Origin of the sequence: Planctomicrobium aquicomposti (genome assembly GCF_051466325.1) — a bacterium.
Lineage (GTDB): Bacteria > Planctomycetota > Planctomycetia > Planctomycetales > Planctomycetaceae > Planctomicrobium.
Genome location: NZ_CP195792.1, coordinates 1,906,506 through 1,929,925, shown reverse-complemented (window position 1 = coordinate 1,929,925; position 23,420 = coordinate 1,906,506). Strand labels below are relative to the sequence as shown.

General features: G+C 58.1%; 16 protein-coding genes. 6 read left to right on the top strand and 10 right to left on the bottom strand.

Annotated features, from left to right (window positions below; translation table 11 throughout):
• The first annotated feature begins 1,305 nt into the window (after positions 1-1,305).
• Positions 1,306-1,638, top strand: coding sequence for a hypothetical protein (locus tag SH664x_RS07375; protein ID WP_437206330.1), 333 nt, complete (start codon positions 1,306-1,308; stop codon positions 1,636-1,638).
• Between the two features lie 93 nt (positions 1,639-1,731).
• On the opposite strand, the gene SH664x_RS07370 is transcribed toward SH664x_RS07375, so the two are convergent.
• Entirely contained in the window at positions 1,732-2,724 is a 993-nt protein-coding gene (locus SH664x_RS07370) for a DUF1571 domain-containing protein (protein WP_437206328.1), read from the bottom strand.
• Positions 2,725-3,054: 330 nt separating this feature from the next.
• Between SH664x_RS07370 and SH664x_RS07365 the strand changes: the two genes are divergently transcribed.
• Positions 3,055-4,824, top strand: coding sequence for a hypothetical protein (locus SH664x_RS07365; RefSeq protein ID WP_437206327.1), 1,770 nt, complete (start codon positions 3,055-3,057; stop codon positions 4,822-4,824).
• Between the two features lie 211 nt (positions 4,825-5,035).
• Here SH664x_RS07365 and SH664x_RS07360 read toward each other — a convergent pair whose 3' ends face one another.
• The 9 genes from SH664x_RS07360 to SH664x_RS07320 all read right to left on the bottom strand — a co-directional run bounded on the left by SH664x_RS07360 (position 5,036) and on the right by SH664x_RS07320 (position 17,196).
• The gene (locus tag SH664x_RS07360; protein WP_437206326.1) at positions 5,036-5,941 is read right to left on the bottom strand and encodes a hypothetical protein; all 906 of its coding nucleotides are present in this window, start codon (positions 5,939-5,941) and stop codon (positions 5,036-5,038) included.
• Positions 5,938-6,774, bottom strand: coding sequence for a hypothetical protein (locus tag SH664x_RS07355; RefSeq protein ID WP_437206324.1), 837 nt, complete (start codon positions 6,772-6,774; stop codon positions 5,938-5,940). The genes SH664x_RS07360 and SH664x_RS07355 overlap by 4 nt, the downstream gene beginning before the upstream one ends.
• Entirely contained in the window at positions 6,771-7,631 is an 861-nt protein-coding gene (locus SH664x_RS07350; protein ID WP_437206322.1) for a MotA/TolQ/ExbB proton channel family protein, read from the bottom strand. The genes SH664x_RS07355 and SH664x_RS07350 overlap by 4 nt, the downstream gene beginning before the upstream one ends.
• Before the next feature lie 18 nt (positions 7,632-7,649).
• Complete coding sequence (locus SH664x_RS07345; RefSeq protein ID WP_437206320.1) at positions 7,650-8,432, bottom strand: GYF domain-containing protein; 783 nt, start codon at positions 8,430-8,432, stop codon at positions 7,650-7,652.
• Between the two features lie 90 nt (positions 8,433-8,522).
• Positions 8,523-9,812 (bottom strand): GYF domain-containing protein, encoded by a 1,290-nt coding sequence (locus tag SH664x_RS07340; protein WP_437206318.1) that lies wholly within the window; start codon positions 9,810-9,812, stop codon positions 8,523-8,525.
• A 43-nt stretch (positions 9,813-9,855) separates the two neighbouring features.
• Positions 9,856-12,807 (bottom strand): hypothetical protein, encoded by a 2,952-nt coding sequence (locus tag SH664x_RS07335; protein WP_437206317.1) that lies wholly within the window; start codon positions 12,805-12,807, stop codon positions 9,856-9,858.
• Positions 12,804-15,422 carry a hypothetical protein gene (locus SH664x_RS07330; RefSeq protein WP_437206316.1) on the bottom strand — a complete coding sequence of 873 codons (2,619 nt, stop codon included), beginning with the start codon at positions 15,420-15,422 and terminating at the stop codon, positions 12,804-12,806. Before SH664x_RS07330 ends, SH664x_RS07335 begins: the two co-directional genes overlap by 4 nt.
• Positions 15,419-16,738 carry a hypothetical protein gene (locus tag SH664x_RS07325; protein ID WP_437206314.1) on the bottom strand — a complete coding sequence of 440 codons (1,320 nt, stop codon included), beginning with the start codon at positions 16,736-16,738 and terminating at the stop codon, positions 15,419-15,421. The genes SH664x_RS07330 and SH664x_RS07325 overlap by 4 nt, the downstream gene beginning before the upstream one ends.
• Positions 16,739-16,773: 35 nt before the next feature.
• Positions 16,774-17,196: a hypothetical protein gene (locus SH664x_RS07320; protein WP_437206312.1), complete on the bottom strand. Its 423-nt coding sequence runs from the start codon at positions 17,194-17,196 to the stop codon at positions 16,774-16,776.
• Between the two features lie 713 nt (positions 17,197-17,909).
• Here SH664x_RS07320 and SH664x_RS07315 point away from each other — a divergent pair.
• The 4 genes from SH664x_RS07315 (at position 17,910) to SH664x_RS07300 (ending at position 23,407) form a co-directional block, all read left to right on the top strand.
• On the top strand, positions 17,910-18,590 hold the full coding sequence (locus SH664x_RS07315; RefSeq protein ID WP_437206311.1) for an esterase/lipase family protein: 681 nt from the start codon (positions 17,910-17,912) through the stop codon (positions 18,588-18,590).
• Positions 18,591-18,800: 210 nt separating this feature from the next.
• On the top strand, positions 18,801-19,574 hold the full coding sequence (locus SH664x_RS07310; RefSeq protein ID WP_437206310.1) for a class I SAM-dependent methyltransferase: 774 nt from the start codon (positions 18,801-18,803) through the stop codon (positions 19,572-19,574).
• Between the two features lie 152 nt (positions 19,575-19,726).
• Entirely contained in the window at positions 19,727-20,839 is a 1,113-nt protein-coding gene (locus tag SH664x_RS07305; protein ID WP_437206308.1) for a hypothetical protein, read from the top strand.
• 318 nt (positions 20,840-21,157) lie between these two features.
• Positions 21,158-23,407 carry a caspase family protein gene (locus SH664x_RS07300; RefSeq protein ID WP_437206306.1) on the top strand — a complete coding sequence of 750 codons (2,250 nt, stop codon included), beginning with the start codon at positions 21,158-21,160 and terminating at the stop codon, positions 23,405-23,407.
• The last annotated feature ends 13 nt before the right edge of the window (positions 23,408-23,420 follow it).

Here is a 23,420-nt window from a genome sequence, read left to right as displayed (position 1 = left end):
TCGTTTTTTTCGGTTCCGCGAAGTGCGAGGCCCGATGGAAGACCTGTGTCACGGGGCCTGTCGATTGCGGCAGAGCGAACAACAGGAGACACTCACCAATCGAGTGGGTCAGGGCGAAGCGCTCGCGCGGAGGGGGCGCTGGGGGTGAACCGTTTCCTCACGCATCGCCAAAAAAGAAGGCTCGGCCTCTTGCGAAACCGAGCCTCATATTCTCGAGGATCTGTGATCCCGAGGTTGCTGCGACAAGCGGTCGCAGCTGGAAAGCGAGAACCTGTCGGAGCCAGTCCCGACACCGCTTTCCCGGTGGCTGTCAGGCGACAGCCCGCCGACTGTCTTAGACAGCGCCACCTCGTTGTTGGCTACTACTCTGATCTTGCACAGGACCACCTCCTTTCTACTTTGAGTTATCCGCTTCTTCCGGCTCGCCGGTCCGGCTTCATCGCGGCTCCAGTCCCTCCGTGCTGCGTGGGGCACGGAACAACAAAATCATTCTTGCAAAACCAGTTTGTCCATCAAGACCAATCCGCTGATTTTCGCAATTTTCTGTAACGGTCTCCCGGACCCTCTGACGCTCCAATATGATCAGTTCACCGGCACTGCGGCCGCCACTTCACGATTCAGAGCAGCGCAATCCTCGATTGGTTCGGGCAAGATCCAAAGATTGATTTCCCGACGCCTCTTCGGGACGACGGCGCCCGGTCTCTCCCGCTTTCAATATCTCCTGAAGAGCTGCAAACACAGACTCCGGAACGCGTGATTGAACGACGCCGCTCCATGACTCCCTGCCGGGCTGGCAATCAGTGCTGTTCAAAGTCTGCGATGCCGAAGCGCTCGCAATGTTTCATTTTCGAAACACAACACCCGGAGCCGCATGCTGTTGTCGTCTTCCTGAAACATGCGCTGTTTTCTTTAAAACGACTGCTTTTCCTAGTGATTCTGCTCATTCCGAGTCCACGGGACGCACTCCGCATGATGCCAAATGGCACCACGCCAGACAGATCGGCATGGAGGGTGCTTTTTGTCAGCCGTACCGGGATGTTGAACAACAACGCCCGGCACGCTGCCGGGTGTCTTGCAGGACGGCCCGAGCGGTGTGGACAGGCTGGCTGAGGCGTTTGCAGCAGCACTTGTCTTTGGAGTGACAGGCTGGCCCCTGTCGCTTCCTCCGTCGCCATGGGCCAAGCATGGCACGGAGAACCACTGCAAGAAGGTGGATCAGACCTGATTGCGGAGGCGGGATGGCTTCTCTGGTGAGAAACGTCCCTGCGGTACACCATCACAAAGAAATTTACGGGAACTCCAATCATGTTGCGTCAACTGCTCAATGATGAAGCTGGTTTCATCGTCTCCGCCGAACTCGTCCTCGTGGCCACCATCGTCGTGATCGGCATGATCGTCGGTCTGAGCGAAGTTCAGCACGCTGTCGTGAACGAACTGAACGACGTTGCTGAAGCCATCGGCAGCATCAACCAGAGCTTCTACTACGAAGGTATGGGCGCTCACAAGACTCTGGGCAACGCCGCTGCTTTCAAGTCGATCGTTTACGGAAGTGCCTTCACCGATCGTACCGACGAGTGCGATGGCAACGAGTGCCAGCTCTCCTGCGACGTCGGTGCTCTGCCGGAAGCCCCCAAGTAATCTCGGTTGAGATCGCTTGAACGAAAATGACCCCGTGCAGGTCTCACGACGTGCACGGGGTTTCTTCATTTGTTGACACTGGCTCGGCCCAGCTTACTTCTTCACCCGCAGCTTGTACTCTTTGTTATGCTGGTCAAAGTCGGCCGAACCTAGCTGTTGCATCGTCTTGAGTTCCGAATAGGCATAGAACTCGATGAGCGTTTCTTCGTCGATCGTCTCGGGATTCACATCGCGGCCCCAGCCGTAGTTCTTCACACAGATGGGCATCGACAGCTCCTTGTCGATAAAAATCATCGACTTCCGGTATTCAGGATTTGTCTTCTCGTTGTCGTATTCCGTGATGCACAGGTAGCAGGGCCGGTTTTCGAAGGTCTGGTTATCCCGCAGTTCGCAGGTGAATCCCCCCGCCCGTTCCAGATCACGGCGCTGGTATTCGAGAATGGTCTCTGCCAGTCCCAGCAGCCCGGCCATGGTGATCGGATGCCGCGACTCAGCCAACGCCAGACTGCCGTTGGGATCGATGCTCAGCACACCGGTCGCCCGTCCCCGGATGCCTCCGGGCTGCACGAGCAATTTCCCTTCGTTCTGTCCGTCGACATAGATGCACTGTCGACCCCGGTCACCGGACAACCATTTCATGTAGACACTGAACGGTTCATGACGAATTTTCAGGTCGATGTTCTGCCCCTCGCCAAGCGTGCCTCTGATCCGCTCCTGCTTGTACATCACGGCGGTGTAGTCGGAGATCCGTGCGAACTCGCTGCACCCCTTCGCCAGCAGAGCGGAGGTCAGCTTGAGACCCCAGACTCCGCGGAGCAATGCGGGATCATGAGGAATTTCGACCAGTCGGCTCCCTTCTTCCATCAGCGGAGTCGCCGATTGATTGAGAGAAGCGGTCGCGACCAGCTTGGGGGCCGCCAGCACCGACGTTGTCGGGGGGCCGATCATGGCCGCACGAGCATGGGGACTGCTGCCGCTCGGGACGGGATCAAAGTTCAACTGGGCGAATCCCACTGCACTGGCGGCGATGAGAGATGCCAGGAAATTGCGCCGGAATGATGTTCCGGCCCGTCTCGAACGCGCCATGCGTCGGACCCTCTGTTTGATCGTGGCGAAATGAAACCGAAAACATTCTTGCCCGCTTGTATGTGATCGGTTTCCGCTTTCCTGCACCGGCAAAGATTTCCCCATTCGTGCTGCAGTCGGTCCATTAGATGGAACGCGGATTGTCCTAAATGCCTGACCGATCCGTTTTTTTTCACCAGCCTTCCCGAACTCACATTCTGCGAAAACCAGCAGACATTCCGTCCACCGCTGGCATCGCCCCTCCGGAAGTAATAAAACTAGGATGATCCAACAGTCGTTGCTGATCCCTGAACGTTCTGCCTGACTCCCGCCCAGAAAGCTGCTTGTCTTATGACATTCGCCAGACTGCCGCTTATCACGTTCTGCCTGACCGCCTTCCTGCTGACGACCAGGACTCCCCCCCTGCAGGCACAGAATTCACCGGCCGCGCAGGCTGGGCTGAGACTCCTGGAAAGTGGCCGGGTTCCTCCGGATCGACAGGCAGCCGTCGTCCGCATGATCTGCGAGCGAGGCAAGGGGGATGACCTGCAGGCTGTTTTTCACTTCATCGCCACTGATGACAAGTGGTCACTGGAGCGAAAACAGGCCGCACTGGAAGAACTTGCCCAGGCCGCCCAGTTCCGCAAGGTGAAGCCGTCCGGCGACCTGGCCGCACTGGAACCGTGGATCAAAGACCCCGCATCACCGCTGAACGCCCCCGCCATCGAACTCGCGGGCCTCTGGCGGCAAACCAAATTCGTTCCGCTGCTCGCCGACTTGGTGCGTGATGACAACACCAACCCGGCAACCCGCAGCAAGGCCCTCGCCGCAATGCTGCTGCTAGACCGAAAACTTTCGGTGACGCTGGTCAACCAGTTGGCCGATGAAAAACACTCGCTCCCCCAGCGAATGGCCGCCCTGCCACTGCTGGCAACTGTGGAACTGAAAGAAGCAGCCCGCCTCTCCGCCTCGATCCTGAAAACGCTGCCAGAAGGAACGGAACCGGCCCCCTGCATCGATCCACTGCTGGAATTCCGAGACGGAAATCGCATCCTGTCCGCCGAATTGCAAGCCAATCCGCCGAGCGTAGAGGTCGCGGTGCTTGTGCTGCGACACCTGACCTCCATCGGCCGATCCGAAGAGCCCTTGAGTCGCGTCCTTTCGGACATCGTGGGGGTCGGCAGCAAAAAGCCGCTGTTTACTCCCGACCAGATCGAAGGTCTCGTCAAGGAAATTGCCGCCAAGGGTGACGCGAAGAAGGGAGAAGCAGTCTTCCGACGAAACGACCTCGGCTGCTACCGCTGCCATTCCATTCACAAGGCGGGCGGAGATATCGGCCCGGAACTGAGTTCCGTTGGAGCGATTTCACCGCTGGAGTTTCTCGTTCACTCGGTGAACGATCCCGATCAGGCGATTAAAGAAGCTTATGTCACCATGATCGTCGCCACCGATGACGGCCGCATTCACCAGGGGATCGTCGCCAGCCGCGACGCTTCCACCCTCCTGCTTCGGGATGCGAACGGAAAGCTGAATGCGATTCCCATTGCGGAAATCGACGTGGAACAGCCTGGAAAATCCCTCATGCCGCAGGGCTTGACCAACCTGATGACCCGCGATGAATTTGTCGATCTGGTTGCCTTTCTCTCCTCTCTGGGTAAGCCGGGAGAGAACGAGATTCGCAAGACCCCCCGGTTTCAGCGTTTCCGGATGTTGACCGAGATTCCGAAAGATCTGGCCAAATCCGATCCTTCGGGAGGACGACTGAACAAAGCGATCAAAGAAGCCTCGTGGGTGCCCATTTACGCACTGGCCAACGGCAATCTCCCCCTGAATGAATTGATTCCGCAAAACAAACAGACGCTTGCTTACGTCTATGGTGAAGTCAACTGCACGAAAGCGGGAAACGCAGTACTGACTGTGGACTCCATGGACGGCCTGGCTCTCTTCGTCGACGGCAAACGCCTGATTGGTGAACGGGAATCCCTCCTGACGCTGACGCCGGGGATACACACTGTGGTCTTCAAGATCGACCGGAGCAAACGTCCGTCGGGAGTGCTGCGGGCGGAACTGCTCCCCGCCCCGACCGATGCGGCAGAGTATACGGTGGTCGACGGCCTTTAGAGATAGCTGTAAAAGCCTGGGAACAAGTGTGGCGGCGAGTCAGAGACCAATCCCGATTGGTGGCCGAATTTCTGCCGCCTCGCTCCAAATGCCTTTGAAGCCTGCAATCTCAAGTCAAGCGCCAGTTGGATGATTCGGCCATGTCATGCGGACCGGGCTCTTCGGCAAGCGTAATGTTCCGGGGGAATTTGAGTGGGCAGCCGGTTCTGGATTACTGGACCTGTCCACCTCTGCCGCCGCGATCGACAAACTCCTCGTCTGCCAGAGAGGGAATGAGTTGATACTCAAAGCCCCCTTCAGTCAATGCGTCGCGCAAATACCTGAACGATCCATAGGAATCGGGACGAACAATGACCGCGAGATATTGGACAGCGGGCCGAAACTTCAACAGGGACTTCAGAATCTGCTGACGTGATGCGGAGCTGCCATCGACCACGACCCCCGCAGTGGGATTCGGCGTGGTCACCGTTTGCAGGAGTCCACGATCCAAAACAAGAAAGTCGGCTGTATTCAGGCCGCTGGAAAACCCTGACGCATCATATTGATGCCAGATGTACAGGCGACCGTACTGGAGCACGACCCCGACCTGCCGCTTGCCACCCGGCGACCGCAGAATGGAAGTCCGCAACTCCTGGTGGCGCGATTGCCGCTCGTTGTCCAGTTCCGTTTGCAGCTGCTCGTTGCGAGCCTGTGCCTGCTGCAGTTCAGTCTGTTTCTGTCTGACTGTCCACTCGAGCGTTTCCTGATCCTGCTGGAGCGCACTGAGCCGTTCCCGGGCTGACTGCACTTCATTGCTCAGACTGGAATGCCGCGCTTCTTCCACATTCAATGTCTCCAGCAACTGTTTCCGGTCGGCCGGGACCAGTTCAGACAATGTCCGCGACTGATTCTGTGCGATCTCGTGTAACTGCATTCGCCGTTCGTTCAGCAGATGCAGTTCGTCCTGGAGCTGCTGGGTTACAGAAGGATCTGCAGCCGGGACCTCCTCGGAATTCCCGCTCAGCCGCAGCAGAATCACCACCAGAATCGCGATAAACAGCACACCTCCGAACGTATTGCAGATGGTATCGAGAAGCAGTTCCAGACTGTCCGCTGGCTGGGAACGTTGACGTTTCACTGCACAGCTCCCCGTTCGGGGTGGAGCAGAATCTGCTCCGAATCCAGGAGATCGAATCCGTAACCGGTCTGATTCTGATCGAATTGTTTGGCAATTTTGCGAAAGTGTGCCAGCCCTTGAGGACGAACCATCAGGAAAAAATAGCTCCCTGCCGCTTCTCTTCCCGCCCACTGCAGAAACTGCTCATCCGCCCCCTCCTGACCGAGCAGAAATTTCCCTTTTCGCTCAAAAACCAAGGGAACCGCTGCCCGTTCCAGCGGCGCCACCTGAATCCGGGTCTCCGAAATGTCGACCAGCCAGCCGGCCTGTCGGGAACCACGCGGCATTGAAAAAACAGGCCGATCATTCTGAATGACCTCGTCCAGCTCACGCTGCACTGCTGCCCCCTCGCTGCGGGCCTGCTGCAGCGATTGCTCCACTTCGATGAACTCCTGCCGGAGACGTGCCAACTCCGGCTCCGCCTGTGCCCACCGACGTAATTCGCTGTGCGCTGCATCCAGCTGCTGCTTGAGTGCGGCGTTCTCGTCCTTTCGGTTCTGAACCTGCGATTGCAGTTCCACGCGCGAGAACCCGGAGGCTCCGCGCACCAGCTCATCGGAAGCCTTGAGGCGTTCTTCAATCGCAGCGATCTCCTGCTGAGCCTGCGCGATGTCCTGCCGCAGTCTGGACGAACTGTCCGGAATGACCGCATCTGCAGCGGCACCTCGTCGTTGAATCAGTTCCAGGCTCAGCAGCAGTGCGATCATGATCACAATGCCGCTGGTGGACATGATGATGTCCTGAAACGAAAACAGCGTAATGGCTGCGCCGGTCTTGCGCCGCCGTCGACTCATGGCACAGACTCCGTCTGATAAGGAGTCAATCTCAGTCGGCCGACAATGTTCCGGACGCAGTATTCACTGCAGCGGTCGAGAAATTCCTCCTCTTGCTTCTTTGTGACGGTCAACCACAGTTGAATGACCAGCGCGGCGACCAGTCCCTGCAGAGTCGTCTCAAAGGCCACAGCCAGACCCGCAGTCACCAGCTGCAGTGACGACTTGATCTCGCTCAATTCCTGCGTGGTGGCGAGGACGGTGCCGAACCCTCCGATCGACTGTGACAACCCCTGAACCGTCCCGATGAAGCCGAGGACAGGTATTGCCCAGACAAGTCCGTTGGCGACAGAGTAGCTCGTTTCGACAGTCGACTCATCCTGCTCCCCCTGTGACCGCAGGATCTCATCAAGATCCGAGACACGCCCCAGGTTCTTAAGATTCGCCAAGGCGATTTCAATCCGGTTGAAGAGAATAAACTGCCGCGGCTCATCAACAATGCCATACACACGCTGCACGACATCACCCACGGTGGTCGGTGAGAGCACAAACTCGGGATTTTCCGGGGCGACCGAAAAGTCGAGCGCCCTTTCCTGCAGACGCAGCTTGAATGTCTTCAAGATGAGGATGGCAGCCGCCCAGAAGAAGAGCAGCACAATTGTGTAGGGGACAAAGCCCCGCTCGGTAAACATCTCAGCGAAGTAAGTCGACTTCAGTGGAATTAGAGCGAGGTAGAAAAAACCGGTCGCGATGATTCCCATCAGGAGCGAGCAGTAGTTATTGACCTGCGTGAACCGGCTTCCCCGGAACAGCAGTTTCTGTTCTGGATCCGAACGATACCAGGAGATGGAACGGGCAAGTGACGGAGGATTCGACATGCTTGCAGAATGAATTCACTAAGAATTATAGGATGCGTCAAATTCTGCGCTGCTCATGGTGAGGTACCTGATTCCCTCCACCAACGAGACGAGCGCAGGGATAAATGTCCAGACAAACAACAAATACACCAATCCCAGTCCCACGTTCCCGAGGTAGAAGTGATGCGCCCCCATCCCTCCGAGGAGGAGCGCGAGCAATCCGGCCACGACTTTGTCTTTGCGTTCCCGATGTGGCTTTACTATGAAAGTCGATGACTGCATTGTTGGCACCATCGCCACCGGTTGGGCACTGCGACAGCGCGGGCAGACCGTTGACATCAGATGGATCTGCAGCCCGCAACTCGTACAGAATTTGACTGACTGCGCCTGCAGCGAGCTTTGATCGCGTGCCGCGACTGAACGGTTCTTTGACGGGACCTGCGGCGGCAACGGGGACCGATCGACTTCAAAAATGCTCCCGGCGCGAATCCACTCTGGATATCCCTCCTTCCAGACCAGCGTGTCACCCGACAGGGTTCCTTCATCAATCAAGAGCTGAATCTGCGCTCGCGAGACTGGGCCGGACTGCTGATGATCCTGCGCATAAAACCACTCCTCCCCGCTCGGCAGTTCCCGGTCGAGCACCTCGGCGGGGGGCGACTCCTCCGCCAACTCTTCGTAGGGCCGCCAATTCCTTCGGTCCGTCGAGACCAGATGCTCCGCGCTCAGGCGCCCCCGTGCCTGCAATGAGCCCAGCTGCTCCCGACTGAACGGTCCGAGAACTTTTGAACCACTTTTTACGAAATAAGCCCTTGCAGCCATCCCGTTCACCGTCGTGTGTTGAAGAGCGTTCTGATTCTGATAATGCACGTACGATTCTTCGCCGCCGGAGAGATCCTCCAAAAACCGCGATCACTTCTCACGCGCCGCCACTGCCAGAATGGCCTGCTTCACTTCCAGATTGATGGACAGACGCGTCAGCAGGTAATACGCCAGACAAGGAACCGCCACGGCCCCGCAGGCCAGAGCGGCTCCAAATGTTGCAGCCCCGATCCCCCTGGCGATGTAGGTCTCACCCCGATTGATTTGCACTAACCCCCACAAGATCGCCACGACACCAAGGACCGCACCCGTGCCAAACCAGAATGCGGCAAACCGGGCGAACAATTTCAGATTGAAGAACCGAACGGCAATCCCTTCATATCCGGCCCGGGCTCCCGGCTGAATCGAGATATTCAGGGAACCCGGCTGAAGTGCCGAAACGGCCGTGAAGAGAGCCGACAGCGGGAACTGAATCGCAAACGCAATAATGAACCAGCGCTCGTCAATCGTATTCCAGTTGAGAATCCCGGCCGAGAACTTCGACACATAGAAGAAGCCAATCGCCGACAAGGAAAAGGCCACCAGCAGACAGCGGGCAGCAACGGTGGACAGAAACCTTACCGAAGAGAGTGTGTTCGGAGTGGACTTGATCAGCTCATCGGAGGCCATCGCCAACTGAACGGCGACATACTTCGCCGTGGCAATGCCGGCCACGCCGATGGCTCCCCAAAGAAGCGATTCCAGGCTGTCCAGTTTAATGGCAACGATCACACTGAAGACGGCCCAGATCAGTGCGACAACCGTCATCGAAATCCCACCGATCTTCAGAAAGGTGACATAGAAGCGTTCCAGCGAATCGGCCTGAAACATCTCGCGCACCGCTCCCAACAGGGCGTCCCAGATTGGCGTTTGCCCTGTCGACTGCCCCGCATCACGTACGACCCCGCTTTTCGAGGTTCCGAAGGTCAGACTTTCCTCGTCCGCTGCGGCGACCCACTCCGACATCCCATCGCGCCAGATCAGGTCATCAGGTTTCAGGGTTCCTTCGCGAGCCAGCTTCCGCAGCCGCTTCAGTGTGACCGGTCCATCCTGAACGCCATCGCGCGAGTAAAACCACCCTTTCTCAGAGCTTTCATTCTCCGCTGCGGTGATCGCTTCCATTTCATCAGACAGCTTTGTCTTCGCTGGCGCCGAACGGGGAGCTTCGAACAACCCCTCCAGACGGGAGACCGGCTCCCATTTGCGTCGATCCGTGGAGATTTCATGATCGGCATGCAGACGACCCCGATCGCGCAGCGAACGGAGCTGGTCCATCTCAAAAGGACCCAGCACTTTTCCATTAATACGAACGAAATGCCTTCCGCTCATCAGGTCAGACATGGCCGGTCTCGATTTCTGGAGTTCAGATTTACGAAAGGAATGGTTAACGGCGCACGACAGCCCGAGCCTCTCGTGGGACCGCAAACACGGCACGCCCCGGGGAGAGGAACGAGTTGACCTCCGACCTCATCAATAGCTTGCCTCCGGAGACTTCGCCGACGTTTCGCCATTGGCTCGCGGATTTGTCCTCGTTGAGAACAACCACTCTCAGCTCATAGTCGCGGTCCGGCTTCCACTCCGTCTGGCAGCGCCAGTGTCCCTCCTGCTGATTCAACCAGCCCACGATCATCACAGGACGCCGCAACCCCGCGGCAAATTCTGTTCGTGCCACATCAGCATTTTTCCACACGGCGTCGAGCGGAGAGAGACGGAGAAATTTCGCCAGGATCTCCGCGGCCGCTTCGCTCGCCCGCTTCCCCTCCTTGTCATCGGGATTCATCCATTGTGCTAATGGGTTGATGGACGCATCCTGCAGTAACTTCAGGTGGGCGGCCAATTCATCTCGAAGAAACACGTCCCCCTCAGCAGCCGCTTCCAGATCCCGACGCAGCAAGTCCATCTTCAGGAAAGGGTTGAGGTCTTCCGTCGCGAGCAGCAACAGCGCCACATCCCGGCAGAAGTCATTCCATTCCTCGGGACGAAGGTTCGAAAGCTTTCCCACAACCTGAGCCGCAATCGCACTCGAAGGAGACGTCACCGACTCGAGTGAAGTCAGATCCTCCTCGTGCACCCGATTCTGAACCGCAACCTCCTCTTTCCCGTACCCGGTGAAGTATCGAAATGTCAGCAGCTTTCCGGAGGGGAGCCGCCGCTTTTCCGGGCTATAGTAGACCCGACCATCTTTCGTCCGGAAGCACCACGAGCTGGCGATCAACGGATTGCTGTAGATCCGGAGGAAACGCTCCTTCAGATTATTCTCCGTCTCATTTCCATGTCCGTCACGGGCCTGCAGGGCCCGAAACTGGTCGAGGTACCTGGACGCCATGCGGGCGTCCGGAGCTCCGGAATCCCGCTTGAGGAACTCCTGAATTGCTGCAGCACGATTGGCCACAACGGAAGGATCTTCCGGCCAGACGTCCGTCCACGGATTCGCCATCTGGCTCCAGGCGAATGCTGATCGCCAGTAGGCATCTTCGTCCGCACTCGCCCGGAGCGCACTGACAACGCTCTCCTGCTGCAGTGTGTCAGCGTAAGCCAGTAATGCCTTGCGCAGCTGCAGCACCGCCCCATCCGGATTCGATTGACCGGACGGAATCAGCGCAGCCCGAGTCAATTCCTGCTGCCGTCGGTCGCGGAGCAACCGCTGGTTCCGTAATCCTTCCAGTTCGGACTGACGGGAGGCGAGTAATTTCAATTGGCTGGCGAGTTCTGGCCGCAGACCAAAGGTGCCGGCCTGCAGCTGGGCCAGGCTCTCCGCCGCAGCCGACAAAATTGCGCCCAGTTCTTCGCGGCCGGTCCCGGTCCCCATCTCCTGTTCCACCTTGACGAGGTCCGCCGTCACCCTCTGGATTCCCTGTTGAATCTTCTTCTCGCGCTCCGCCAGATCCTGTTGATGCCGCTTTTCCCAGTCCTGCTGCACGCGATTAAATTCCAGTTCCTCATCCGCCCGTGTCAGATACGTTTTGGCGCGAGCCAGAGCAACTTGTGCCTCGGCATGGGACGACGCGTCACGGGCCTTTTGCAGTTCTGTCTGCAATCGCTGGCTGCGTTCCTGATCCTCACCCTGCTCCCGATCGAGCCGGGCCTGCAAAGCGATCAGACGATCCCAGTCCGCCACATCTCCCCGCTGCTGAAGCACGTTGCGGGCTTCTTCAAACTGCTTGTTACTGAGCAGGCTTTCCACATGCCCTGCTGTACGCGCCATGCTGCTGCTCCGGCGCTGATGATGAACGAGCACCGACACCAGGCCGATCAGCAACAGCGCCCCAATCACAGCCGAACCAATTTTCAGTCGGTGAACCCGCGTCTTGGCCAGCAGCAGACTGTCGCGTCGACTGATGTACCGCGTGGAGAGCAGTTCCGGAAGATCGCGGTCCAGCCTGCGAATCTCATGCAGCCGGCGTTCGAGATCTTCCAGAGGGGCCTCGGAGTTGAGTGCCGACTCGAACTCCCGAATCGACTGCTGATAACGTCGCTCCATCGCTTCCCGTGCATCTTCATCCTGCAGCCAGCCCAGAATCGGCGCGACCTGCTGCACGACCGGATCATTCGGAGTGAGTCCCGATTGCTGGAAGGCCTCCTGCCAGCGGGGTCGCAGCTGCCGGGCCAATGGCAGATCGAGTTCAGAGAATGCGGACTCCAGCGACGTCGCCAGTTCATCCACTTCACGACGGGCGAGTTTACTGGTCAGTTCGGCGACTCCCGCGCGGACACTCGTCACGAGCTTCTGCGGCGGCTTCTCGAGCCATTTGACACCGTGGAAATCGGACTGCAGCTGTCGCAGCTGATCGAGGCTTCCCGCCCGAATGGCGTCTCGGGCCGCCAAGGCGACCTCCTGAAAGCGGGCCCGTTCGAACTCCCGGACATCTTCTTCCCACCAGGGGGTTTCCGGGTCCGCTTCCATCAATTCCCGGAGCACGCCGAGTCTGATGCGCAGAGGCGCTCGCACGAGCGCCAGCAGTCGATGACGGGACATCAACTTCTGCAGCGGCTGATCGACGACGAGTGCTTCATTGAGTTTGTCGACGACATCACGAAGGATCGGCTCGCTGCGGGGGAGGTCGTAGAGGGCCACGACGTCGGCCCATTCCTTGACCTCAGGAAAATTGAGAATGCGGATGATGTCGAGGAGGTTCGGTGGCCCCTCTGCCAGCTGAATCGCTTCCGAGCGGAGGCCGCCATCGAGGTAGGAAGCAATTTTGCGAAGCTGCTGATTGACTTCCTGACAGGCTGCGGCGTAGACACTGCTGGCCTGACGGAGGTCTTCCGTCAGTTCACAGTCTTCGGACTGCAAAGCGAAACGAATTTCGTCGACGATCTGCTGATAATCGGTCATTGGCCTGCTCCCGTCGCTTGTTCTTCAGCTCGTCGATAAACCACTAACGGAACGAACTTCGTTTCATTGTCATTCGTTGCCTCCTGAGAAATCACCAGCGACTCAACAGTGGCGGACCGACATTTCTCCAAGAGTTCGGAGGCCTCTCGATCAAAACCCTTTAGACTCTCAATCTGTTCCTTAAGCGTAGTGAGTTTTCCCTGCTTTTCCGCATTCACTTTCTTTTCTTCAGCCGACAGCTTCTGACTCATCACCACGTTCTTATAACCTTCAATTGCACTATTAATCGCACTAATATTGCCATCACAAATCACCTTGTACCCGCCCGAACACATATCAACATCACCCATTTTCTTCAATTGACGTGACGAAGCAGTACTATCTGAATCTACCGCCTTTGAAAACCCGTTCCCAACCTTTACGAGCCAATTCTGTAGCGACTCCTCTAGCACGTTGACTGCAACCGAAATCGCGGCAACTCCATCCACATCTATACGGCCCACAACCACTTCCAGCACTACAAAGGCACCATTTGCCGCATCTGCTGCGCTTTCCCCGAAGATCCCCTGATACTTATTCACAAGTTCACCCGCGACCTCAATGGCAGGGATTCGCAATTTAATGGAAACGGCACCAGCCTCACCGGTTGCTACATGACCATGAGGAATCGCGACATTACAATCTTTACCAAGAATGTTCAGACGCATTTGATCTACACGCAACCTACACATCTTTTCCTGGTCAGGATAAGTCGCATCCATCACCAGTGACAGAATCCTTCTTGCAGAGTCACTCCTAGAGACAACCGGGCGACTGTGAAGCAATACGTACTTATTACCACCTCCTACGGTGGACAACTGAAGAACACCCCTACTCATTGACCTCAAGGAAATCCCCTCAGACTTCTTGACTGCAGTTAACTTCAGTGACTGGAGAGATTCCTCAGCGAAGGATTCCAAGTTCACACGCATCACCTCCTTCCAATCTCCAAGATCATTGCGATCAAAACGGCTGCCAGAGGACCGAAATTTATCACTTCCGCACATATCAGCAGGTAGCCATAGTGTGGCAATTACCTCCGGACCACCCGTAAATTTCCCGAAACCGTTCGCGAGTGTGTATATTGTGGTCTTAGCGATGTCCCAATACTCGACATCCGCAAGCCATTTGTCTCGCGCGTTGTTCGCTGCAACAGCCTCCTTTGTCGCAACGGTTTCACTCTTCGGATTCTCATCAGCAGGAGCCGCCGGCATCTCCGGTGCAGGGGGCTCTGGCTTCTCCGGTGCCGCGGACGCCGAATTCTCCGCTGCGACCGCCGCTGGCTTCTCCGGTGCGGAGGGCTCTGAACTCTCTGCGGTGGCCACCATTTCGCTGGCATCTTTTTGCTCGATGGCGGGTGGGGACGGCTCCTTCTCCGGAACTTTCACCGGCGATTCCGTGACTTTGACAGCGGCCTGACTTCCACTTTCAACAGAAGGCTTACGGATATCCGTGCCTTTTTCTGGTGTCGAAGCCACCTGTTTTTCCAGTGCAATGGGAACAGGCTGGCCCCCCGTGCGACCGGGACGATGAGTCAAGTACCATCCCGCCCCTCCCGCAGAGAGGAGGAGTAGGCAAGCCGTCCAGACAACGATAAACTTCTTGGCCGAACTCGCCTTTGCCGGGGGGCGTGGCATCACACTTGGAGGCTGGACACGGTCCGGAACATCGCGACGGGGCTGCTCACGCTGCCTGTCGATCCTCAGCTCCCCAACCCCTGGTGGCGGGGGGATCGGGCTTACCGGCAGTGCGGCAGGGGCTTCCGCTGGCCGCGCACGCAGTCGTCCCGTTCTGGACGCCTCGACCAGTTCTCCGCCGGTCGCCGGTCCCAGTGGCTCGCAGAGATTCAAACGGAGCGACTGTACGAACCTTCGCGATTCGTTGGCTTCCGGTGAATCGGCCAGGACGCAGCGCCAGTTGCAGGTCGCCCCGTTCGGAATCTTCGTAAAGTACGTGCTGAACGTCACCTCCCAGCGGCGTTCCGGTGGGAGCAATGCCAGCGCTTCTCCGATCAGGGCCAGCATGTCCATTCCCGGAGCGAAGATCAGATAGGCCGGGCGGTCGGGAGCTTTCAGGAAGGACTCCGCCAGCACACCTGCCCACCCCGCGTCTCCAGTCGCCTGCTTCCACGCGGTGCAGACGGCTGGGGGTTGCTCTCCTCGTGGAACCTGACGACCAGCCGGCACGATCGCCAGTTCTCCGTCCCAGTGAGCCCGCATCCAGTCGGGTTGAGAGACCAGCCACGCAGGCCCGGCGGGGGGACGATCGGACGCGTCGAGGACAACATGATGCGCGAGCTTATTAGTCCGCTGGGAATAATCGAGTCCGTAGTCGGAGACCCGGGAGAGAATGCTGGACCGTTTTCCCCCCAGTGACATCAGCAGGTGGGACCAGACGACCGGATTCTGTCGCACGCGGGGATCATCGGGAGGATAGACGGGGCGGTAACCGCTGAGCCCTTCCAGCGTCATCGCCACCGGAGCGGCCATTCCCGCAGAACTGACGACGGTGCAGAAGCCACGGCTCCCCGGTTTCAACCCTTTGGGGGCGGACGTGTAAAGGAGTTCCTGAATCATGGCGTCTCGCCTTTCCGCTTGAGAGTCGGAATCAGCCCGGGATGACAGCGATAAAGCGCATACAGAAACGGGACCGTCACCCAGAACGGCTTGGCCTCGGCCGGACGCATGTAAAGCTGTCCGTCCGTACGGGCGGCGCGGGTACACCAGCCGACAGCGCTGGCCGGCAGATAGATCACCTCCTTGGCGAAGCTTTCGGCGGCGGCCACGATGTCAGGGCAGGCTTTCTGCATCAGCCGTCGACAGAACCCCGAGTAGCGTTCGATGCGTGTGACATCGAGGGCGTTCAGACCGCTGCCGTTCGCTCCGACTCCCACCGGTTTCCAGGGTTCGCTGGAATCTTCCTCTCCAATGAGCGGGGTCAGCAGATGGGACCACATGTCATATTTCGTGAGAACGACGATCAGGGGGCGATGATGTTTTTCGGTTTGCCGGAGCTTGGCATAGCGGCGAATGCGGGCCGCCGCTTCCTGGAGAATCGGCTCCTGACGAGTCAGCCGATGCTGGACATCATGCTGGCGGAATTTCTTTTCTCCCAGCTCCATATCATTCCGGAAGCGTGCATCCTGTGTCGGATCGAACACGAACAGCAACGCCCGCGAATGGGCCATGTGCCGGGTGACGGGGCTGCTGATGGCGTCCTTGCCGGGCTGAAAGGACTCTCCGGCGTTGTCATACAGGCAGACCACGCGGCCCAGCTGCTCCGCTTTGGCTCCGTTGGGATGGTCGCTTTGCGGCTGCATGGAGAACAGAAACGGTCGGGGATAACTGACCGTTTGAGCTCCGTACGACACGGTGTCGTACAATTCCCCCTGTTCTTCTGTCTTTCGGATCAGGCTGGCCAGAGAACAGAGTTCATTGGCCCGCGGATTCAGGAACAGCGATTCTTCATAGTCATTCAGATTCTGGTTGAGCGCCGGGTCCGCATCGGAAAACGACACGGCGAAAGCTGCGGAGAGCGTCTGCCTCAGCTGCCAGGTCATCGAAGCGAGAAAATAAGATTTCCCGCTCGCGGGTGCGCCGAGAATGGAAAGGAACAAAGGTTCCAGCTCCACCATCGGCCGAGGGACAGGCAAATGGCATTTGGGACAGGCCAGGGCATGACACGGAAATCCCCGGGCATCAAGAGCCTCGCCCGCGACATTGAAGCGGGTGGGCAGAAACCGCTGCTGGTCCTGTTGGCCAAGCATCGGATCACCCAGCAGATCTCCATGTTCGGCGATCCAGAGGATTCGTTCCGGGGGAAATGTCTCCCAGCAATGAGGACAAGTCACTCGTTCAAGACAACCGTACTGACGCGATTCAGGAGGGGACATTGCCATTTTCAGACTCGACGGGCGGATGCAGGTGGCTATTTCAGGATCAGAGGGCGATTTTCATTGACCGGGAGGCTGCGTGTTTCGGCTGAGAGCTGTTCGGCCAACTGGTCCATCTCGGCCCGAATCTGGGCCGCTAATTCCTGACACGTTGGGTCTTTCATTCCCTGACAGAGATTCCACGCGTTGCGTGCATCGACAAAGGCCCCGGAGGCATCGCTGCGGGAACGCTTGGATTTGGATTGCTGAAACAGCTGACGCGCCTGCAGCAGATCCGCATCGCGATTCGGTTTAGGGAGCCTGTGACCCTGGCCGGCCTCCCTGGAGCTTCCGGAGTTCAAGCCGGGAGGGGTCCCCTCACCGGAAGGTGTCGCCTCCGGTTGCAGCTGTGCGGGGGGCTTCGAAGAATCCGTGGATGAAGGGACTGCGGGATCCGTGGCCGATGAAGCAGGTGGCACCGGTTCTGCAGCTTTCTGTTCTGCTGATTTCTTTTCAGCTGCGGAGTCGGAGGCTGCAGCTTCCGGCGAAGAGGGTGGGCTTCCGGGTGGACGCTCACACCCGACGAGGAGAGCCGCTGCCAGAAACAGGACGAGCTGCAATCGCGCGAAGCAGGACCGAACCCTCTGCATCTTAACATTGCCCTCAAGAGATGCCCAAAGCGATAGAATGCAGCGAAGCCCCGAGCCCTCGGACGCCGCACTGTGGCATTTTGTTCACCATTCGAACCAAATGCAAGTCATTCCAGTAAAACTCCGGGAATTAGCGCCTAAGTTCTCGGTGCGCTCACATCACCTTCGACATAAGTAATGGGTATTCTTAGTGTTAATATCCATTGCCGATGATGGCGACTGTTCCTCTCGGGGGCACCTGCGGAACCCCGTATTTCCCCGACGCACCTCGACACCGCCCCAGCAGTCAGCATTCTCCATTGAAGGTGGTTCGCCCGGAGGTCAGAGGGAAACAGGGGAGCCAACAGCGAGTGACCGATGCGGGTCCCCCTCTGAGGCGCCGGGAAGGGGCGCAAGTGACCTCTCGTTCCCTTTTCCCGGCCCCCCCCGGGGGCAGCGTTCGCCCGAGGCTGTTCCCGTCGGGAGATCTTCAGGTAAACTGAACCCGACACGAATCTTTCCAGTCCACAACGTGTGAGACGACCATGCCGGATGCCTCGCGAATGAAATGCAACCCGTCCGAAATCAAGGGACGAATTGTTGTTCTGCATGGACTGGGAGTGCACAGCTGGGTGATGTGGCTTCTCGCCCGCCGGCTGGCGAACGCCGGATATCTCGTTGAGAACTGGGGATACGGAAGCATCCGTCAGTCGCTGCAACGGCTGATTCCGCATTTCGAACAGCGATTTCAGGAGCTTCAGCAGCAGACGCCCCCGACCGTGCCGCTATACATCGTCGGTCACAGCATGGGGTCGATTATCGCCCGGGCGGTTGCCGCTAATGTCGAACTTCCCTCGCTCCGGAAGCTGATCATGCTGACTCCGCCAAATTCGGGCTCACACGTGGCCACCTCGTTGGGAAGTCGGCTCAGGTGGTTAACCAATCTGGTGGAGGAGCTGTCGGACCGCGAAGACAGCCTCGTCAACACCCTGACCCGCAGCCTGAAGATTGAGGTCGGAATTATTGCCGCAGACCGGGACCACCTCGTCAGCGAACCGAGCACACATCTGGAATGCGAAGCGGACCATATTGTGCTGCCGGGCCGACATACGGAACTCGTCTTTAAGCGGGATGTCGTCGCGCAGATTCTGCATTTTATTGAACATGGTACATTCTGTCGCGACGGGCTGACGTTCGAGCAGGCCCATCCCCTGCAGCAGAACCGGCAAGCTGGCGAACAATAAGTGTGAAGCTGCTCTGTTCATCCCATTCCGCGCATTCAGCCGGGAATCGATTTTTCCCCGCCAACGTGTTCCCCCGACTGTACAGTCCGAGTGAAGAGAGCCTTTTGACATCTGTTCGCTCCGTCCTCGCCAAGCGGAAGTCGGCATTTCTTGATACGAAACGCTTGCTGCGCAGGCACGGGAACGAGCAACCTGTTCTAGGAAACAGAAATGAGACAATGCCTGCGAATCCTGTTCTTTCTCTGTGCATGGACCCGTTTGGCAAGTGCGGAAGACCCGGCGGATAAGGTCAAAGTCCCCTCACGTTACGAGTTTCATCGCAACCATGATCCGAACGGCATCGGCAAGTTCTACATGGGTCGCGAAATCGCCCGGGTAATGGGACATCAGGCCATTGACTGGCTGGAGCGACCGGAACGGGAAGCGGAAGAGGGTCTGACGTTGCTGGTTGAGTCGTTAAAGCTGCAGCCTGGCATGGCGGTCGCCGATATCGGTGCCGGCTCGGGTGTGATCAGCCTGATGATGGCGAAGGTTGTTGGCCCGGGCGGTCAAGTTTACGCGGTCGATATTCAGCCAGAGATGTTGAGGGCCATCGAGATCAAATGCAAACAGCTGTCGATTGAAAATGTTCAACCCGTGAAAGGGACGGTCAAAACTCCGAATCTTGATGAGGGCTCGATCGATCTGGCAATCATGGTGGACGTGTACCACGAATTTAATTTTCCGTTTGAAATGCTGTCGGCGATTGCAGCCTCGCTGAAGCCATCGGGCCGGGTAATTTTTGTGGAATACCGTAAGGAGAACCCGGCGATTCCGATCAAGGAAATCCACAAGATGTCGGAAGCACAGGTCAAGCTGGAGGCATCGCTTCCGGAACTGGGACTGGAGTGGGTCGAGACGCTGGAAACACTCCCCCGTCAGCACATCATCTCGTTCCGGAAACGAGTCCCTGCCGACCCGCCGCTGCCGGCTATTACCCCGTAAGTCTGGCCGCTCACTTGAAAGAGCAGTACGACTGCTTGCGATGTCCTTACAGCATGACGATTAGGCTTGTTGGCAGAAGAGGTATGCACTAAACAGCCGGCAGGTCATCAACCACGGCAAATCGGTTGGCAGAAACAGGCAGGAGCAGGCGGATGCGGCAGGGGCTCTTCGTATCAGGTGTGGTGATGATGGTGGCAACCATCACAGCGGAAAGGGGAGTTGTCTACGGCGCCGAAGGTGATGGCCGGCTCGTACATCTGCTCGTGGTAGCGGACACCAACGATCCCCGCATCGGGAAGCATGTATCGACCGACAAAATCAACGTCGTCGGCACATTGGAAGCGGGTCTCCCCGCGGGTCGCCGCTCCATCAAAGTTCTTGAGGGTGATGAGGCGACGCCTGAAAATGTCATCGCAGCGCTCAAGAATCTGCAGGTCGATCCTGCCGACACCATCTTGTTCTATTACGCGGGCCACGGTGCCATCGACGACAAGCTGGGGCATGTGCTGACGATGCAGACCGCAAATCTCTCGCGGAATACCGTCGTGAAGCTGATTCAGGAAAAGCAGGCGCGGCTCAATGTCATTCTGACCGATTGCTGCAGCATCTTCGAAGAGATCCCCGTTGCGTTCGCGCCAGGTCCCGTCAACAGCGACACCGTACGCTACCTGCTGCTGCGGCATGAGGGGACCATGGACCTGACTGCTGCCGATCTGGGGAAACCCGCATACGGCAATCAATACGGTGGTATTTTCACAAACGCAGTGTTTCAACTCTTTACCCTCCCTCCGGAGTCCATCGACGCCGATCAGGACGCCGTCCCCACCTGGGCAGAAGCCTGGGAACGGGTGAAAGCGAGCGTGGAGACTGACTCCAAAGACCTGCTCGCGCGTGACAAGCGGCTGCGACCGACTGCGAAGATGGAGCCACTCGCACAGCAGCCGCATGCCTTCGCTACCGCGTCCCGGTCCGTCGGATCGGCATTTGTCGTTCCAGCAGATCGACTGGGGCTGACACTGAAAACGACTCCCGCAGGAGTGCAAGTCACAGCAGTAAAAAAGGACTCACTGGCCGACTGGTATGAGATCCGTGTAGGGGACTCGCTGCTGGAAATGAATGGCGAGAAAATCGACACTCATGAAAAGGTCCCCACCATACGAAAGATGTTTGTCGGAGACTGGCCTCAGACACTCGTCATGAAGATTCAACGGGATCAGCAGGAGCCCATGACTGTCATGTTCGCTTATTGCGAAAAACCGGAATGAATTTCTGGTTTGTCGGTCCGGTGGCTCGGTCCGGTGGCTCGGTCCGTTGCCGTTTGGTCCGTTGCCGTTTGGTCCGTTGCCGTTTGGTCCGTTGCCGTTTGGTCCGTCAGGACAGGCAGGGTGTCCTGTTTCACGGCCGGTGCCTCTCATTGCCCCTCCGGGACTTAATCCTGCGCTCCCCTCTGGAGCGTCTCGACTGAATCCTTAAGATCCATAAGAATTGTTCTCGACTCACGCAGCACGCACGTCCTGCCAACGGGAAATCCTGTTGCCAGGTGAGAATGCAGGCGAGTTTCACGAATTCGACAGAAATCGGTGATGCGGCAACGACCCTCGACACGACGGCAATCGCGAGCGTTTGTGCTGTTCTGCGGACTTTTCTCCGCAGTTTCAACTGCGGCAGCGGACACTCCTCTCTCAGCCCAGTCAAACCCGGTTCCGCGATTCGCGCTGCTAGTCGGGATCGATTCCTACCCGCAGCTCCCCCACCACAGCCAGCTGCAAGGCTGCGTCAACGATACCCGCATCATGCGCGATGTGCTGATTGAACGATATCGGTTCCTCCCGGAACACATCGTGACGTTGTCGAACGAAACTGCCACCGGTGAAAGGATTCGTCACGAACTGGCACTGCTCCAACAGAAAGTTGCCAGCCTGCCGAGAGAATCTGCTCCTGCCCAGTGCGTCTTTCACTTCAGCGGGCATGGCTCCCAGATTCCCGATCAGCCTGCTGGACACCCCGATGCCGATGAACTTGATGGACTGGATGAGACGCTCGTCCCGGCTGATGCCACGGAACAGGGAGGCCCGCAAGATCTGCGGGATGATGAAATCAACCGCTTTGCCGCCGACTTGTGCGCGAACGGTCGAGCACAGCTCTGGCTGATTCTGGATTGCTGCCACTCAGGCACGGGAGCACGGGGACCGACCCGCTTTCGTTCACTCGAACGGGAGACCAATCCGACCCGCACTGCCGATGCAGCGCAGCTCCCCTCCGTCACTCCACAACGATTGCCGGAAGGAGTGGTCGTCCTGTCCGCCTGTCAATCATTCGAAAAAGAACCGGAGTTCCAGGAGGAGGGTGAACACTACGGTCTGCTCTCCCGGTTTGTGACCCAGATCCTCAACCAGCAGCCAACCGCATCCGGTCTGACGTACGATGCCCTGCGCGAGTCATTGATCCTTCAGTATCGTCAGGCAGGCGTCGTCCCTGCGCCGACTCCTCAACTCGAAGGGAACGGTCAGGGAGTGGTGCTGGCAGCGGATCCTGCCCTGGACCATCCCCCCGTCTGGATGGTCCGACCGAACTCCAACGATCCGGCAACGGTGACACTGCAGGCAGGAGCCTTGCACGGAATCACCACCGGCTCGCTGTTTGAACTGTATGAGCAGCCCGTGCCGACAACATCGATTGCCGACAACGGAGCTCAGCCCTCACTCACCTGGCTCGAAGTTACCGGAGTTTCCGGAGTGACCGCGACCGGACGGTTGTTCAACTGGCAAGAGAGCGAAAAGATCAACGTCACCTGGCCAGCCGGACTGGCCGTCGGCTATGCCCTGGAACGCCGACACGACCCGGGTACTTTCCCGCTGCGGGTGCGGGTGGTCCGGGCACTTGGCCGGGGTCAGGATGGCCCAGCACTCAGCTCCGGCGATCCGGTGATTCCGGATATGATTCAACGCGTTCTGGAAGATGCTGCGCAGCCCGATGGAGTCAAAGCACCGGCAAAGCCCTGGTTACACTGGGTGAACGAAGCGGAGTCGGCAGACGTGTTGCTCCGCATCTCCGGAGAGCAGGCAGCGCTGTTCCCCCTGATCGGTGAGGCCCTTCTCCGCGAGAAGTCCGCGGGCCCGCTCACGGGGGGCTGGGGGCCGATTGATTTACGAAATGCTGATCAGGAGCGAAAGCTGCTGGACATGCTCAAGCAGATTCATCGGGCCCGGAATCTGCTGCGAGTCGCTGCCAGCGGAAGTCATTCTCAGCAGGGACAACCGCAGCTGCGGTTGGAACTGGTGCGGGTGGAACTCGATGATCAGTTCAACATTCTCAGCAGTCATGTCTGGCCAATGACCGGTGATCGCCATCGGTCGGGAAGTCAGGTCGTACGCGACGGCGACTTTTACGCGTTTCGAGTCACCAATCTGGAAGACCCCACCACCGGTTCGCCTGCGTACATCACGGTCCTGCATGTCGACAGCAATCTTGGAATCGATCTGGTTCTGCCCTATCAGCCGGGAGCGACGGAAGAGCAGTTACTGCGGCCGGGAGAATCGCGATTGAGTGACCCGTTCCAGTGCAACGGGAGCGATGATGAACCCAGAATTCACGGGATGCGACACGTCATCCTGCTGGCCACACGCGAACCGAGTGACTTCTCCCGGCTGGCCTCCGCGAGTCTGCCGGTCGCCCGGTCCAATCTTTCGCAATCGCTGGATCCACTCACGGAATTATTAGCTGAACAGACCGAGTTCATTCCCCGTGGTCTGAAAAAGCCGGGTCCACCCTCAATGACCGATGCAAACAGTTGGTCAGCCGTTGTTCTTCCCTGGCTGGCCCTTCCCAAGTGACGATGTCGCGCTG